Raw genomic sequence first — 16,244 nt, forward strand, 5'->3', positions numbered from 1 at the left:
CCATTGGACTCAAACTCTTGTATAGAGCGAGCGTACAGGCTTTTTTGGCCTTTCTCGTTTTGTACACCTACCCATCCGCGCATTTGTCAAGGAAATTAGCCTAATTACCGATCGCTGTCTCTATTAAAATAAGCGATCGCCTAATCCTTGCACACCTTAATTTACCAAATCAGGGAAAACCTCTTGCACAGCAGGATGCACTAAGCAATGGTTCTGCACATTCACACCCTTAGCTAATGCTGGGTTAACTTCCAGTGCCAAAATTCCTAAATTTGCCAATTGGACAACATAAGGTAAAGTACTGTTATTAAGTGCTTGGGTTGCTGTCCAAGGTACTGCTCCTGGCATATTGGGAACGCCATAATGCACCACACCTTCTTCAACGTATACCGGATTAGTGTGGGATGTAGGGTGTAAAGTTTCTATGCAACCGCCTTGGTCAACCGCTACATCAACTATTACAGAACCAGGACGCATTTGTTTGACCAATTCGCGGGATACTAGTATTGGCGCTCTCCGTCCTAACACTAAAACTGCACCGATGAGCAAATCGGCTTCAATAACTGCGGCTTCGATATGAGCAGAGTTGCTGTAAACCAATTCGACTCTAGAGCCAAACAGTGTTTCTAAATAAGATAAGCGATCGACACTCACATCTAAAATCTGGACGCTAGCACCCACGCCTACAGCAATTTTAGCTGCTTCTGTGCCGACAACCCCGCCACCTAAAATTACTACTTTACCAGGCTGGACTCCAGGGACACCCCCTAAAAGAACTCCTCTACCACCTTGTTGACGTTCTAGGAATCTCGCTCCAAATTGTACTGCTAGCCGACCGGCAATAACGCTCATGGGGGTGAGCAAGGGTAGTCTGTTAGCACCAGGTTGTTCTACGGTTTCGTAGGCGATCGCAGTTGTGCCACAATCAATTAAATGCTCTGTCAATTTGCGATCGGCTGCTAAATGTAAATAAGTAAATAATATCTGCCCTTTCTGCAAAAATTTATACTCAGATGTCAGAGGCTCTTTGACTTTAACAACTAATTCCCGATTCCAAGCCGTTTCTGATGTAGGGACAATTTCGGCTCCAGCACTTGTGTAGTCGTCATCTGAAAATCCAGCACCATTACCTGCTTGCGTTTCGACAAAGATGCTATGATTATTTTCCCGCAGCACCCGCACACTAGAAGGACTTAAACCTACCCGAAATTCTTGATCTTTATTTTCCTTGGGAACGCCAATTTCCATATATCGCCTCTGATAATTTTTTTGTTTAACTGTAGCCTGCCAATTTCAAGCTTGCTACTGATCTATTACAGATAGCTGTATTAGAGATATTTAATCTGTGTCGTAAGTTTCTCAATTTAATCTGAGTAGCCTCAAACTCTTACCCTTGACTATTGCCCCAGTATTTATACAATATATAAAGAATAGTAACAATTTATTAAAAGGGCGATTGTATAGCTCTCTATTAGGAAGCTTTTGCTGAATTTATCAAGTTATCTTGACATTCAACTACTGCAATCAGCTTTTGAGCTACCCTAACTTTTGACGTTAAGCCCAAGAAAATCTAACCCTCTAACTCCCTTTCCGGCCTCTCCCTAACCCTCTCCTACAAGGAGAAGGAAGCGGAAAAACTTTTGTTGCTGGAAGGGGAAAATTCAAAGTCTCTCTCCTTAAAGGAAGAGAGAAATAGAAGTGAGGTTTTCCACCGTTAAAAGTCAGATAAGCTACTGAGTGGAAGGTAAAGGTTAAAAGAAAAGAACAAGTCTATTCCTTTAACCTTTACCGCTTATCTTCAACTATTGCGAAGTCTAAAATCAAGTCCCGTTTGCCGAAAAAAGGTTTCTTAAAAATGACACAAACACAACCAACAATTACACCTAAACTAGAGGAGCCTAAGTTTGGCTTCAACGAATATGCTGAACGCTTGAATGGTCGAGCGGCAATGATTGGCTTCGGTTTGCTGCTGGTGATTGAATATACAACTACTCAAGGGGTGCTATCATGGCTGGGTCTGAAGTAGTGCCACCAACAAGCACAAGGTAAAAGTTGTAAGCTAGTAGTTAAAAGAGTTTCAACCAGCTGGAACAACCAGTTGGTTTTGACTTTAACAATTAATACCCAAGTACTTCACTCTAGATACTTTAATTAGACTTATTCGTAAATTATTGCCCTAGAATATAAGTAAGAGAGGAATCGAACTATTTATTAGTGATACAAATATTATAGACTTGCAACTAGTACCGTAGGGCGGAAATCCAGCCACTATGTCAATTAACAAGACTTGGCAAGGGGTAAAATCCCATACTTAAAGGTAGGCAAAGTTCCGCCACAGTCTACTAATATATACAAGGCGATTAATGAGTCCACTTCCTCCCCTACTAAAGAAAATCATAATTAGTATCTGCCTTGGATGAGAAAGGCAAATTACGGGTGAGGTATTCTTGGGAAATATACACAAAAGGTGAACTGGAACCAACCAAGCTGTGATGAATGCTGTATTACCTCGTTTTTTGAAGTCAACCTACCGAAAAGAGCCAATAATCAGTGTATTGATTACAATGGGCGCTATAGATGCCCTAATTGGCGGATTGAATGATAGCTGGTCATTGTTAGCTTTTGGTTTGGGAACAACAGGGATAGCGCTAGCTTTTAAGTTGTGGCGTTTCCAGCAACGTCGTCCTCTACCAGAGGAACCTGTAGTGCAACATTATTTGCCCTCTCGTTCTTCTAGTGCGGCTTTACCTATGTTAAGCGTTTCTAAGAAAAAACCACCTCTTTAAAAAGTGCAGAGTTATTAGTTAATAACTCTGCAAAATTGATTAGAGCAACCGTATCTATAAAAGTGAGGAAAAAGTGTGAGTAGTGAGGGAAGAGGTGGGGATAATTTTCTACGCCCCTATATTATCCTGGCGTTTATGGCAGCTGTTGCCCTTCCAGTGACTATCTGGGAAGGGTTTCATATTCATGAAGCTCATGCTGCCATTGAGGTAACACCAAACTCCCAAACTACCAACAGCTTTGCTAATGCCCAACTACTTTACACACTCAGAGGAAATAACGGAACTGTTAAATCCCTCGCTTTCAGTCCAGATAGCAGAGTTCTTGTGAGTGGAGGCGCAGAAAACGAGGGTGTAATTCGCCTGTGGAACCCAGCAAATGGCAAAAAGTTGGGGGATATTAACAAAGCACACCAAACAGCCGTAGAATCTTTAGTGATTTCACCAGATGGGCAAACCCTCGCTAGCTGTAGTGATGACAATACGATTAACCTCTGGAACCTGAAAAATTTTAAATTTAGCCGCTCTTTTGTTGGACATACCAGTAACGTATTATCTTTAGTAGTGTCTCCTGATAGTAAAGTTCTTATCAGTGGAGGTTTGGATGGGATTCGGATATGGGATTTGGTACAGCAGCGCCCACTTGGTACTCTAGTACGTTTTGATAATTTGATTTATACCCTAGCCCTTAGTCGTGATGGGCAAACCTTGGCTAGTGGTGACAATAAGGGTGTAATCAAGCTGTGGAATTTGACTAGTGGTAAATTAATCAGTCAATTTGTAGCTCATGATAATGTTGTTAGCAGTGTAATATTTACACCAGATGGACAAACATTAGCTAGTGCTAGCCGCGATCGCACAGTCAAACTATGGAATATTAATACTGGAGAATTAGTCCGCACCCTCACAGGACATAATAACTGGGTGAATGCGATCGCCATTAATCCCGATGGACAAACCCTTGCTAGTGCAGGTAAAGATGGGATTAAAGTGTGGAATTTAACTACAGGTGAGTTAATAAATACACTGAGTGGACATACAGACTGGGTGAGTGCGATCGCTTTTAGTCCTGATGGTAAAATTCTTGCCAGTGGTGGATTTGATCGACAAATCAAGATTTGGGGAACTCCAAAAAACGTAATTAACAGCGATCGGACAAAATAATCGTGAACTAGTAGACTATATCCCCGACTTCTTAAAGAAGTCGGGGATAAACTTGTCTCAGATTTTAACGCCGAAAGATTCCTCTAATCATTTATCTTGTTTGCTAAACTTTAATCTTGCATTTTTAGAGTTTTTATAGTAAAAAATCAACCAAAGCCCAGATAAAATTTTGCCAGAGCTAGCTAAAATCAATGATGGTAGCAACCAAGAGCGATCCCCAATTGTTGAATAACTGTGAATCCTTGATAAAAATACAGCCGAGCTAATATCTTCTTCAGCAAATTACTGTAAGTATAAGCAGAGATAATTCCCAAACATCTATGCAGTTACTTGCCCTCTAGGACGGAACAATTTCTGAACTAAGACAATCTTAGAAATGGTTATCATCAGTAAATACATTCAGGTAAATATCACTATATTGGCTCAAGCAAAGGTTTCTAGCCCTTAAACGCTACTTGAAACGAAAGACAACTTGCTGACTTAAATAATGTTTAATTTTCCCGAACAGCTTTTGATCCCCATTTCGATAGAATGACTAGGCAGAACCCTAAAACTAAAAACCGCTTTTGACTGCGACGCCCATGAATGAATTGAACAATGGTTTTACGATATTTCTAAGTCTGCTAGTCGAGGCGATGCCTTTTTTGCTTCTTGGGGTTTTATTCTCCAGTTTGCTGCTGTTTTTTGTTGATGAGCGCAAATTAGTAGAAAAAATGCCCAAAAATCCGTTGCTGGGTGCTTTAGTTGGCAGCATGATCGGCTTTTTATTTCCGGTGTGTGAGTGCGGGAATGTACCGGTAGCGCGGCGGTTCCTAATTCAGGGAGTACCTATGCCAGTGGCAATTGGTTTTTTGCTAGCAGCACCAACAATTAACCCCATTGTAATTTGGGCAACTTGGACAGCATTTCGAGATCAGCCAGAAATAGTAGTTTTACGAGTCGTATTTTCTCTAGCAATTGCTACAATTATCGGGTTTATTTTCAGTTTTCAAACGGACTTAAATCCTATACTCCAACCTGCGATCGCTCGGTATATGAAGTTTAATCCGCCCCAAGAGCCACAAACTAAACGCCGTGGTAAACGTTCCCAAGTACAACAGGAAGCAACAGTACCGAATCTGTTACAATCTGGGACTTATATCTTAGGAGGAAAAGCCGGTATACCTCTGCGGATAGATCCGAATTTAGTACCGCCTACCTTAATCTCTACCACCGATAAACCGCTTGCAGCTAAACTACGCCTAGTTGTGGATAATAGCGTCCAAGAATTACGAGAATTAGGCGGAGTGATGATTGTCGGAAGTGCGATCGCTGCTGCTATTCAAGTGCTAGCTCCCCGTGAATTAATTCTCAGTTTGGGTGCTGGCCCGATTACTTCAATTGTGGTCATGCTGATATTAGCTGTAGTGGTGTCAATTTGTTCTACAGTTGATTCTTTCTTTGCACTATCTTTTGCCTCAACCTTTAGCAGTGGTTCATTGTTGGCATTTCTGGTATTTGGGCCAATGATTGACATCAAAAGTGTTGGTTTGATGTTATCTATTTTTAAACCCAAAACTATCTTTTACTTATTTGCTTTAGCAGCACAATTGACATTTCTATTCACGCTTTTTCTGAATTTGCACGTCTTTTAAAAAACTATTTGTCATTTGTCATTTGTCCTTTTTTAATGACTAATGACCAACGACCAATGACCAATGACTAATGACCAATGACTAACAAAAATCCCAAATCTAAAATCCCTAATCTGTTATTCCCTTGGCTGGATGCTTTAGCAATTACAGCTTGGGGCATTTTGATGTTGAAATATTGGCTAACTAACAAGCTGAACCTGTTAATTCACCCAAATTACATTTGGTTGGCGGTCGTGACTGGTATCAGCTTCATCATTATAGGTTTATTTAAGATGCAGGAACTTTGGCAACGGCGTCGCCGTAATGTTACGCCAAATACCCAGCATATTAGTTTATTTCCCCCTGGTTGGGGCAGTACTTTGTTGTTGACTACAGCGATTCTAGGTTTTATCATTACACCACAAGTTTTTGCTAGTGACAAAGCACTCCAAAGAGGTGTGACGGCTGATTCATTGGGAAGCACACGCGTCAAACCCCAAGCCTTTCGAGCTACTGTTCGTCCAGAGGAGCGATCGCTTGTAGACTGGGTACGCACTGTCAATGTCTATCCAGAACCAGATACATATACAGGACAAAAAGTCAAGGTGCAGGGATTTGTCATCCACCCGCCAGATATAGGAAAAGAATATTTGTTTTTAGCGCGGTTTGTCTTAACTTGTTGTGCAGCAGATGCTTACCCTGTAGGATTACCCGTCAAACTCCAAAACAATCAAGAAGCTTATTCCCCTGACACTTGGTTAGAAGTAGAAGGACAAATGGTAACAGAAAATTTGGCAGGTAAACGTCAACTTACCATCGCCGCTAGCTCTCTGAAAAACATTCCTCAACCGCAAAATCCTTATAGTTATTAGTTATTTGTTGATGACTAATGAAAAATGATAAATGACAAATGACAAATAACCAATGACGAAATCTAAAGCATTTATCCAACCACTAGATCGGATAGCGATCGCACTAATGCTACTGCTGAGTCTGCTGATTGGGTTAATTATATTGCAAGGTGATGTGGTGACTGCTCGTGTCCGGGAATTTACCTGGCAAAATCAACAAATTGGGGCAGAAGATAATTCTTTCACCCTCACCTTCAGCCGCCCAATGGAAGTAAAAACTGTAGAGGATAACTTGAAAATCGAGCCACCCCTAGCAGGTAAATTCAGTTGGGCTGGGCGGCGGATGGTTTATACACTGCTAACACCAGCGCCCTATGGTACGAATTATAAAGTGCAGTTACAGGGAGCTAAAGATAAGTTTGCAAAGCAAGAAGGCAATAATCGGTTGATACAGCCCTTTATTGGTAGCTTTCGCACACGCGATCGCGTCATTCTTTACATAGGAACCGATAAAGAAGAACAGGGACGATTAGTTTTATACAACTTAACCCAAGAGCAAAAAAGGATACTTACTCCCAAAGACTTGATAGCAATGGACTTCGAGTCATTTCCAGATGGGGAGAAAATTTTATTTTCGGCTCGCGCCAGCAATAACGAAGACTTACTTTCAGCCCAAATATACACAGTGACAACAGGTGTTTCTAGTAAATCGGGACAAGAAGGAAAACCAGGAGGCAAAGTTGACCTAGTTTTAGATAGTAAAGATTATCAAAACTTGAAATTTGACTTATCACCTGATGGGCAAACTATTGTCATTCAGCGCGGAAATAAAAATAATCCCGGCGACTTTGGACTATGGTTTATGCCAGCAACCAGCGACAGTTCAGCAGAAAAACCCACCCCTAAACGGCTGAAAAGTCAACCAGGGGGAGACTTTATGATCACCCCAGATAGTAAAGCTGTAGCAGTGGCCCAAGGACAGGGAGCAGCGATTTTACCGCTCCAAGGTGATGCTAGTAAACCCCTAGATTTTTTGCCGCAGTTTGGTTTGGTACAGGCTTTCTCTAAAGATGGCTCTCAAGCAGCGATGGTAAAGTTTAATACAGATTACACAAAAGATTTGTTTTTAGTGACAAACCAAGGTGTGCAGAAACAACTATTAAAAACAACAGGCTCAATTCTCAGTTGCCAATTTGATATTGCCTCACCCACCCTCTATTGCTTGCTGACACAGCTAGTATCCAAGGAACAATACATAGAACAGCCTTATGTGGTGGCAATTGATCTGAAAACTGGGCAACAGAAACCATTGCTAGTACTCCCTCCCGCTCAACGGAATGTGCAAATGAGTTTATCATCTGACGGTTTGGGCTTGTTATTTGACCAAGTAATACCGCAGACAAATTCTTCAGCATCATTACCCACAAACACTTTGAAAACTGATGATGGAGATGTTATTGCTACCAGTAGCTTGTGGTTAATGCCTTTGTTACCCATCGCTGATGCTGCGACTGTTGAAATTAAACCAGAACAACTCCCCTTAGCCGGATTTCGGCCCCGGTGGCTACCTTGAGAGAATAATTCGTAAGTCGGTTGCGGAAGTTCAGTTAAGGTGTCGTCGCCAAAATTCGAGTTGAACCTAATGGAGTTCAGTTGCATTCTTGCGAAGCAGATAGCGATCGCTAATCAACTTCAAGACTACTCTACCTATTTCTGGATGCGTTTTCTCAATGACCGGTTGCACAACAACGCCTTCCATGATGCAATTGCGACTGACTGCACTATTGGCATTATTGAATTGAGACACCGCTTCCCAACTATAAGCACCGATATAAAGCACAGGCACTCTTGGCAAAGTAAATTCCTCGCAAAAAGCCACAAAATCGCTGTAATTGAGAAAATAACTGCCGCGACGCACAGCAAATATAGCAATTCCAATATTGCCATTATTCAAGCCATATTTGATATCTTGTACGCCGTAGATTTCCCCAAAAATCTGAGTTCCTGGCGGAAGTTTCTGAAAAGCTTCGTTTTCGTTGTAAGCACGAATATAAACTAATTTTTGATTGACTTCGCTGTTTTTCCAGAAGTAATTATGGCTGCCAATTTTAGTTGTACCATCAGCATCAACTAAGACAGTGAAGTTAGTTCCGTGCAACTTCTCTGTTACAACAACTTCTTCACCTTCAATTAATATATTTTTGTAACGTTTCAGGTTTTCTGGACTGGGGAATTTGTAGTGTCCAATAAAACTTTCTACCTCCCCGCTCATCCCTTGAGGGATCGGATATTCGTACTTTGTTACACCAAAATGCTCCGTGTAGTCGTCTCCGACATTTCCGATAAAGTTATTACCAACGGGAATAAGCAAACCCTCAGAAAAAATGCCGCGAAGTTTGACAGCATACAGTTTTTTCGAGTAGTAGTTACGAATACCAAACTCATCCAAAAACTTTTCTGGAATCACACTATCAATAGGAAAATAAAAAGCTAAATTTCCCCGATGAAAGTGACCTTTGACTATAACTACTTGATACCCCATATTTTCAATAGAGGCAATATCTAGCCTATCAGCATTGGGATGAGGATTAATGCTGTTGATTTTGACAACTTCAACTTTAAAAATACTCATATATCACCTATTTTAAAAATTTAGAATTTGGCTCTCTTGTAGTGGCGTGCAAAGGCTAAAATGGTCTAATAGCTAAAGGCTCATAGTTGCGCCTTAACTTCAAAAACCATATATTTCACAAATTTAGCCTTTCTACAGTACTAGTGGTCTGTCAAGTTGAAACTGATGGGTAGGCAAGTTCGTAATAAGGGACTTCCAAATAAAAAAATGTTCCAAAACGGACGCAAAAACTCTCTCTATTTCTTCTCTCTGCGTTCTCTGTGTCTAATAAGGTTCGTTTATTGGAAGAATTTATTTCTTGGAAGTCCCTAAGAACTTTAGTCCTTATTTTTGAAGTACTAAAGTGCTTACTAGAAACTTTTGATTACTAGCTTAGACAAAGTACTAGGATGCGTTAGCTTTTGGCGGCGTCAGGTTTTCTGGGTTTAATAAGTAATCAAGCAGAGATGATATTACCAATTATGAATTATAGCAATCCTAAATGAGTTGTGAAAATCAGTGGGCTTCAGATCCCCGACTTCGTAAAAGTTGTCGGGGATCTTGTTGTTCACGAATGATTTAGGACTGCTATAGTAATTATTTGTTGATAATTTGTCCAAGCTTCCCAAAAAATATAAATTGATAGTATTCCTAAGAAAATGCGAAGCACTAAACTCACAGTATAATCTGGTAATTTTGGCAATGCGCGAGTACTCATCTGAACGCCTAAAAGGCCACCACAGCCCAAAATTATACCTTGAGAAAACAGAATATTTCCTTTTAACGTGTGTCCTGTGCAGGCAGCTAAACCAGTGATGACAATTACACCCAAACTAGTCTGAATTGCTACTTTAATTTCTTCTCCCAGTAATAACATTTGCAGTGGCACCATAATGGTACCGCCACCTAAGCCAAATAAACCAGCTAAAATTCCTGCTGCTCCCCCAGTGCCAATTTTAGAAACTAAGGGATTAAAAACTGGGGCTGTATTCTCTTTCTCTTTTAAAGCCAGTTGCTTGCGAAGCTCAATCAGATAAATATTAGCTAGTAGTATAATGCCAAATGTAAATAATATTATGTAGGATGGAATTTTATTGGCAAAATATACACCTATTCCAGTAGTTAGAAAAGCTGGAATTCCTAAATAAATTACTCGTTTAAAGTCAAAGTAGCCCATTCGCCAATTCTGCAAACTTCCCGAAATTGAAGTAATTACAATAGCAAGGCTACTAGTAGCGATCGCCTGAACGGGAGTATAACCTAGTGTGACTAAAAGAGGAATTGTGATAATCCCGCCACCTATTCCTAAAAGTCCAGCTATGACTCCAGATATTAGACCGCCAGTCACTAAAATCAACCAACTAAAATCAATCATAAATAGGTCTTTTTCTAGATCACTAATAGTGCTGAGTAGGCATTGGGCATTGGGCATTGGGCAATAAATATATAAATCAATACGCTTGGGTTAAGGCTAAAAGTTTTTGTCAAAGTAAATTTTTTTAACGAACCTTATTAGGCGCAGAGAAGCCAGTGCGCCCTTGCGGTTAAGAGACTTGAAGCAACTGGCGATGCTTAAGTGAACTTTATTATATAAATAGTTCTTCTCCCCCTGCCCCCCCTGCCCCCCTGCTCCCTCTGCCTCCCCTGCCCCCTCCCCTCATCCCCGTACTGTCACCGGATGGCTAACAACGCCTCCGTAAAGCAATCCAGAATCATTCCACGGAACTGTACTCGGTTGTGTATTACCTAAATCGTCAGTAGCAATAGCTTGGAGAAAATATTCCCCAGGAAGTGGGTTCCATTCAATGTCCCAGCGTACCCATGCAAATGGAAAATTTGGTTCTCGCAGTCGTGCGAATTGCCAAGTTTTGCCGCCATTTAGGCTAACTTCTACACGGACAATCTTTCCTTTCCCAGACCAAGAACGCCCACGTAGTAAGTGAGTTCTTGGAGAAAGTGTAGCCGGCCAAGCCAACTCAAAAGCGCTCTTAACATTTTGATAGGTAATCAGCTTACCTTTATACGGTGCGATCGCTGGGTAATCTGCACCAATCAGCACCATTTGCTCTGTCACCCACTGGGTATATATCGGTGTTTGGGAAACTTCAATCCGCTCAATCCATTTAACGTTGGCGTTTCCTCCCCAACCAGGGAATAAGGCACGACATGGCTGGCCATGATCTGGAGGTAATGGTTCTCCGTTCATTGCATAGACGATAAGCGAGTTATCTGCTAATGCCTTGCTAATCGGAACTACATTATTGAATTTGGATTTATTCGTCCCTTTTGAGTCCAGCGAATCTACATCTGCGCCCTCAACGAGTACATCTTTTGCTGTGGATTTCAATTTAGCTCGCTCTAATAATATGCCAAGTGGTACACCTGTCCACTCAGCCACACCAATAGCCCCAAGCCTCCATCGTGTTCCAGGGAGTGGGATGTTGTAAGCTTCTTCAAAGAAGCGCCGACCATTAGCAGCACACTCAATGGCACAAGTGACTGAGATGGACGGCATAGCGATAATTTCATCGTAAGTGAACTCACAGGGGGCAGAAACGCCAGTTCCATGAATTTGCAAACGCCATGTAGATGGGTCAAAAGGCGGAGGTGTACTGCGGTTATGAACATAGAACCAATCATTTGGTACTAAATAACCACGTCCATACATCGCTTCCCAGTTCATCTCTAATGTGCCTTTGCTATGAGAGATATACCCTGGTGGCAATGGCTTAAGTATTTTACTGCCTTTAGTTTTTACAGTTGCCTGACTATGAGCCGGCGCAGGTTTAGCTAACCCCCCGATAGCTGTTGCGCCAACCATAGTAGTTAGTATTTTTAGAAAGCGCTGGCGCGAAATACCTGCTTCTGTACTTTTTTGCCAGATGCACTGTTCAACCCGTGCGTGTAGATAATCCTCCTGGTCAAAGAGGTTTTCATCGCTCAAGCTATTACCTCCTCGTAATTCGTAATTTAAGGCATAGAGATGAGGGAGAAATTAATTGATAATTCAAAATTAAAGAATTTATTTCTGCCCCTTGCAAGAACTGCCTCTTCCCCATGCCCTGAAAAAACTAGCTGTCTATCGCTGTCCAAACACCAGTTATCTGATCTTGTGTGTAGTTGGGCAAATAGTGAGCTAATCCATTTTTAGCAATTTGAGCGATCGCATCAATAAAGCGATCGCAATCTTCTAATGTATTATATACAGCAAAGCTAGCTCGGATAATACTAGGAATGTTGCGCGTGATTCCTCTGTCTACTTCCTGAGCAATTTCGGAGTCTTGTTCGTCTGAAATATTCTTAAGTTTGCGAATATATTCATAAGTGCAGAAAGCCCCAGCCCGAACTCCAATGCCGTATTCTTGTGCCAGAATCTCTGCCACTAAACGTCCATCAAACCCATCAATATCAAAGGGAATAACATGGGCTAAATTATCTCCTGGAATATGGACTTTGACACTAGGAATAGCCTGAAGCCGTGTATATGTAAATTCGACTAAAGAGTGTTCATACTGAGCAATGCGCGAGCGCCCTACTGCTTCAATAATTTCAATCGCTTTGGCAATGGCGATCGCACCCATTGCGTTTGGTGTTCCAGGGTCATGGGCCCGTTCTGTATAAAAACGCTTAATCTCTAAGTTTCTAGTGATATAAGGCAGGTTTCCACCGCCGATTTGATAAGGGTAGGAGCTATCAAAAAATTCCTTTGGCCCCAGCAAAACCCCGGTTCCGTAGGGTGCATACATCTTGTGTCCAGAGAAAGCCACAAAATCTAAATGGCATGGGTCATTATCAGCACGCATATCTACTCTTTCGTGCTGAATTAACTGACACACGTCTGCAAAAATCTGAGCGCCATACCGATGTGCTAAAGCTGCAATTTCGTAAATAGGGGGTCTGTAACCTGTAATTGTCGAAGCACCTGTAATCGTTACTAACTTAATTTGCTCGGATTTGGGGAGATTTTGATGTGCCTTGAAAATATCTTCAATTTCTGCGACACTTACACTTCCATCCGGCTGGGTTCTGTACTGTACAACCTCGTCTCTCGTAACCCAAGGTAGCAGATTGGAAGAATGCTCAATATCAGAAACTAAGATTTTTCCAGGTTTTTTTGCCCAAAGTGTGGCGGCTCCATTAATTGCTTCTGTTGTGTTCTTCGCAAAGATTACATAGTTGTCTAAAGATGACCCTACAAAGTCCCGAATAATGTTCCGACTGGCGTCATATTCTCGTGTAGTAATGATGGACTTTTGCCCAGAACCTCTATGTACACTACCGTATGTGTCAAGCATATCGTCCACATGCTGCTTGAGGCTTGCAAAGGGAGTGGTTGTCGCTCCATTATCCAAGTTGACATACTTGAGATATTTTCCGTTAAGAGTTTTTACTCTGAAACATAGAGACTCATCTGTAAATAACGGTCTGATTTCTTTATCCCAAAAACTGTCCAAATTTTCTGCAACTAACGGTAATTGGCCAGTTCCTTGTTTTATATTTACACCCATTGCAAGTACGTCGGTCATCTTTAGCACCCCTATTTTAAATTTTTAATTTTTGGAAAAACCTAACTGCTATACCGCTTTCTCTAACACAGCAATCACATTAATTGTCAGTAATTATGGTCTTTATAATTACTTTCTTGCTAGTAGAAAACTCGGCTATTCCAATTATTATTTAATAAATGAATTAGAAATCGTATCCGCAGTATTCCTTAATTATAATAAAATTTTTGTTATTTATTATACAGTATAATTTATAGTTATAAGTAGTAAAGTATACTTTAAACAATTTTTTTGTAGTCATTAAACAAACTTGACGTATTGAAGGCAAGTTCTTAGAGAAAGGCTCTCGTTAACTAAGCTTGAAATTGCTTACTAGGACTGTATTTAGTCAGAAAAAAGCCTGTATCAAGTTTAGATTATTCTTTAAAAAAACTTTATTATCTTACTTAGATAAAATATTACTTTTTCATCAAAACTTTATAAGTATTTGTCCGTAGTTGGCATATTTTCCTAATATTCCAGTTCTAGGAGAAGCTCTTAGTTGTTTGCTGACATTAAATAGCGATCGCCCAAGATAACAGAATAGGACTTATGCACTTTACACATTGTCCATCAGTAAACAAGGCTCGGCCTCCTACAAGAGCATTACAAGGCTCTACCTTGTAACCAGAGGTAACTCACAGTTGGTTGTGTCTGTCAATGCGTAAGTTCTACAGAATTATCATCGAATAGTAGATACTGGTACTGACATCTATCCTAAGTAATAAAAAATTAGTAGAAAAATGTATTTAAGGATACATTTTAAAATTATCTATTAAGACGGATGCGATTATAGACAATAATTTATGTAGTGAGGCAGTTTTTCCATGTAGAAAAGCTTCATCAGCCAATACAGTTTAGTTTTTAAGCATCGGGTTTCTCTTCTGGTCCGCCTATGCCCAAGGGCAGCCTAAATTCCCTTTCTGTCTCTTATTGACGGGAAAGAGGATCATAGTGTTATAACGGCATCAGTCTAGATACAAAATGGGGAACATCAATTGATGATTAATTGCTGGTGCTTGGAGAGAGTTAAACTTGGCTTCTAGAGCAAACCCTGATTAGACAGAGTTGATAAGCAATGCTAATGCCAGCACTGCTGAATATTTTTAAGCAGGTGGGTCAAGAGTCATGAATGAAGCTAACACCTCAAACAAGGGGGCTGTGATGGAATCCCTAAATTCTGCTAATTCGCCACAATCTGAGCAGGCGAGTTGTCCCTTTTATTCAGTTGTGCCTAATGACAACATGACAGTCAGCAAACTGCCACTCCTCATGCCAGCGGAAGATACACAATTTTCAAAAGATACCACCCAGGCGGACTGGGTTGCAGAACCTGAAAGCGGTAAACAAGCACTTATTGACTCAGAATTTCAGAACCTGCTGGCATTGAACGAAGAATTGCGTGCGGCTAACAATAAGTTGTATGAACAAGTGGAGCTGCTAAAAGACAACCTAGCTGAGTCAGAAAAGGTTTTGCAGTGGCAGAAAACGCGTTCTAGCGTTAGTGAGTCTATGCTCAACCAACACGCAAAAGAACTGGCTGCGGCTCAAGATCAGATAAAATCCCTATTTCAACAATTAGAAACTGCTGTACAAACTGTTAAACGCCAGGAAATTCTCACCGAAAGTTATAAAGCACAGCTACAAATTAGCCAACAACGCCTAGCCCAGTTAGAGCGAGAATGTACGTTGCTACACACTAACAGCAGCGAACAGTCTCAGCAGTTATTACAATCAGAAACTGTTTGTCGGGAGTTACGTACTAGACTTATGCGACAACAACGCCAAACGCTGCAATATAAAGCAGCTTTGGAAAAATGTCTAGATACATCGGTTCCTAGCTATGACTCCCTAGAAGATACTGCAAAACATCCCAAAGACATAACTAGTGGGCAAGGAAGATTCTCTAGAAAAGCTCGATCTTTGTTTCCTAACGCCCAGCCGATTCAACCTTGGTCAGCAGAACCCGAATCCCTGACTGATGATCTAGATAATTCTTGGGCTGAACCGTCAGCACCAATTCCATTCCAAAGAAATGAACCGACTCCGACGCCATCTTCTTGGAACTGGTCAGTTAAGCAAAATCCCTCAACACCAGCAGAATCAGTCCCTCCTCCAAAAATTGAGGATTTCTCAGATATACCGGAAGTTGAAACAACTTCAGGCTCATCAAATTTAGATCAGCAATTAGATAGTCTCATCCAAATGTTTTTCACCTCGCAGCCTGCATCACCACCACCTGCGGCGAAAACGAATGTGGATAGTAATCAGGGTGATGCACCTATCTGGGAGACTTTAGCAACAATCTTAGAAGACGATGAGGAATTAGAAAATCCACAAAAGGAGCAGGTGGAAGCAGAAATTAATTCTCCTACAACTACCTCAACTTCTTGGACAATAGATTCTGTAGTTTCACCAGCCAATAACTTATCAGTTTCTTCTAGTTCACCTCACACTGAGACGCCGCCTGAAGGAACTGAAGACTACTGGTCAGAATCACAATTGACACAGTTGGAATTGTCGGCAACTGATTTGCCTCCAGAGTCGTTAGGTGATAACACTAATGATACATCACCTTCACCAGTGGTTTATCCTCAGCGTCCACCCAAGGGGCGTAAATCATTGGCATCTGTGGAACTGCCAAATTTTCGCCCCAAGAGTCAATAGTTAGTTGTCAT

General features: G+C 41.1%; 12 protein-coding genes. 7 read left to right on the plus strand and 5 right to left on the minus strand.

All coding sequences use genetic code 11. The features are described from left to right. Positions 1–156: 156 nt before the first annotated feature. Complete coding sequence (gene ald, locus V7K32_RS23580; RefSeq protein WP_334996502.1) at positions 157–1,248, minus strand: alanine dehydrogenase; 1,092 nt, start codon at positions 1,246–1,248, stop codon at positions 157–159. Between the two features lie 607 nt (positions 1,249–1,855). On the opposite strand from ald, the gene V7K32_RS23585 reads away from it, so the two are divergent. The 6 genes from V7K32_RS23585 (at position 1,856) to V7K32_RS23610 (ending at position 7,984) form a co-directional block, all read left to right on the plus strand. Next, entirely contained in the window at positions 1,856–2,026 is a 171-nt protein-coding gene (locus V7K32_RS23585; protein ID WP_334996504.1) for a hypothetical protein, read from the plus strand. Between the two features lie 466 nt (positions 2,027–2,492). After that, entirely contained in the window at positions 2,493–2,786 is a 294-nt protein-coding gene (locus V7K32_RS23590) for a hypothetical protein (RefSeq protein WP_334996506.1), read from the plus strand. 135 nt (positions 2,787–2,921) lie between these two features. Further along, positions 2,922–3,947 carry a WD40 repeat domain-containing protein gene (locus V7K32_RS23595; protein ID WP_334996804.1) on the plus strand — a complete coding sequence of 342 codons (1,026 nt, stop codon included), beginning with the start codon at positions 2,922–2,924 and terminating at the stop codon, positions 3,945–3,947. A gap of 581 nt (positions 3,948–4,528) precedes the next feature. Next, positions 4,529–5,581, plus strand: a complete 1,053-nt coding sequence (locus V7K32_RS23600; RefSeq protein ID WP_334996508.1) for a permease — start codon at positions 4,529–4,531, stop codon at positions 5,579–5,581. 77 nt (positions 5,582–5,658) lie between these two features. Next, positions 5,659–6,432, plus strand: coding sequence for a TIGR03943 family putative permease subunit (locus V7K32_RS23605; protein ID WP_334996510.1), 774 nt, complete (start codon positions 5,659–5,661; stop codon positions 6,430–6,432). Between the two features lie 52 nt (positions 6,433–6,484). After that, on the plus strand, positions 6,485–7,984 hold the full coding sequence (locus V7K32_RS23610) for an Ig-like domain-containing protein (protein WP_334996512.1): 1,500 nt from the start codon (positions 6,485–6,487) through the stop codon (positions 7,982–7,984). 66 nt (positions 7,985–8,050) lie between these two features. Here V7K32_RS23610 and V7K32_RS23615 read toward each other — a convergent pair whose 3' ends face one another. The 4 genes from V7K32_RS23615 to V7K32_RS23630 form a co-directional block, all read right to left on the minus strand. Continuing rightward, the gene (locus V7K32_RS23615; RefSeq protein WP_334996513.1) at positions 8,051–9,043 is read right to left on the minus strand and encodes an RNA ligase (ATP); all 993 of its coding nucleotides are present in this window, start codon (positions 9,041–9,043) and stop codon (positions 8,051–8,053) included. 547 nt (positions 9,044–9,590) lie between these two features. Continuing rightward, positions 9,591–10,397, minus strand: a complete 807-nt coding sequence (locus V7K32_RS23620) for a sulfite exporter TauE/SafE family protein (RefSeq protein WP_334996515.1) — start codon at positions 10,395–10,397, stop codon at positions 9,591–9,593. Between the two features lie 282 nt (positions 10,398–10,679). Further along, on the minus strand, positions 10,680–11,966 hold the full coding sequence (locus V7K32_RS23625; protein ID WP_334996517.1) for a sulfite oxidase: 1,287 nt from the start codon (positions 11,964–11,966) through the stop codon (positions 10,680–10,682). Positions 11,967–12,093: 127 nt separating this feature from the next. Continuing rightward, a complete protein-coding gene (locus tag V7K32_RS23630; RefSeq protein ID WP_334996519.1) occupies positions 12,094–13,548 on the minus strand; it encodes an aminotransferase class V-fold PLP-dependent enzyme in 1,455 nt (484 codons plus the stop codon). Between the two features lie 1,146 nt (positions 13,549–14,694). On the opposite strand from V7K32_RS23630, the gene V7K32_RS23635 reads away from it, so the two are divergent. Further along, a complete protein-coding gene (locus V7K32_RS23635) occupies positions 14,695–16,233 on the plus strand; it encodes a hypothetical protein (RefSeq protein WP_334996521.1) in 1,539 nt (512 codons plus the stop codon). The last annotated feature ends 11 nt before the right edge of the window (positions 16,234–16,244 follow it).

This window comes from Nostoc sp. (assembly GCF_036917635.1).
GTDB lineage: Bacteria > Cyanobacteriota > Cyanobacteriia > Cyanobacteriales > Nostocaceae > Nostoc.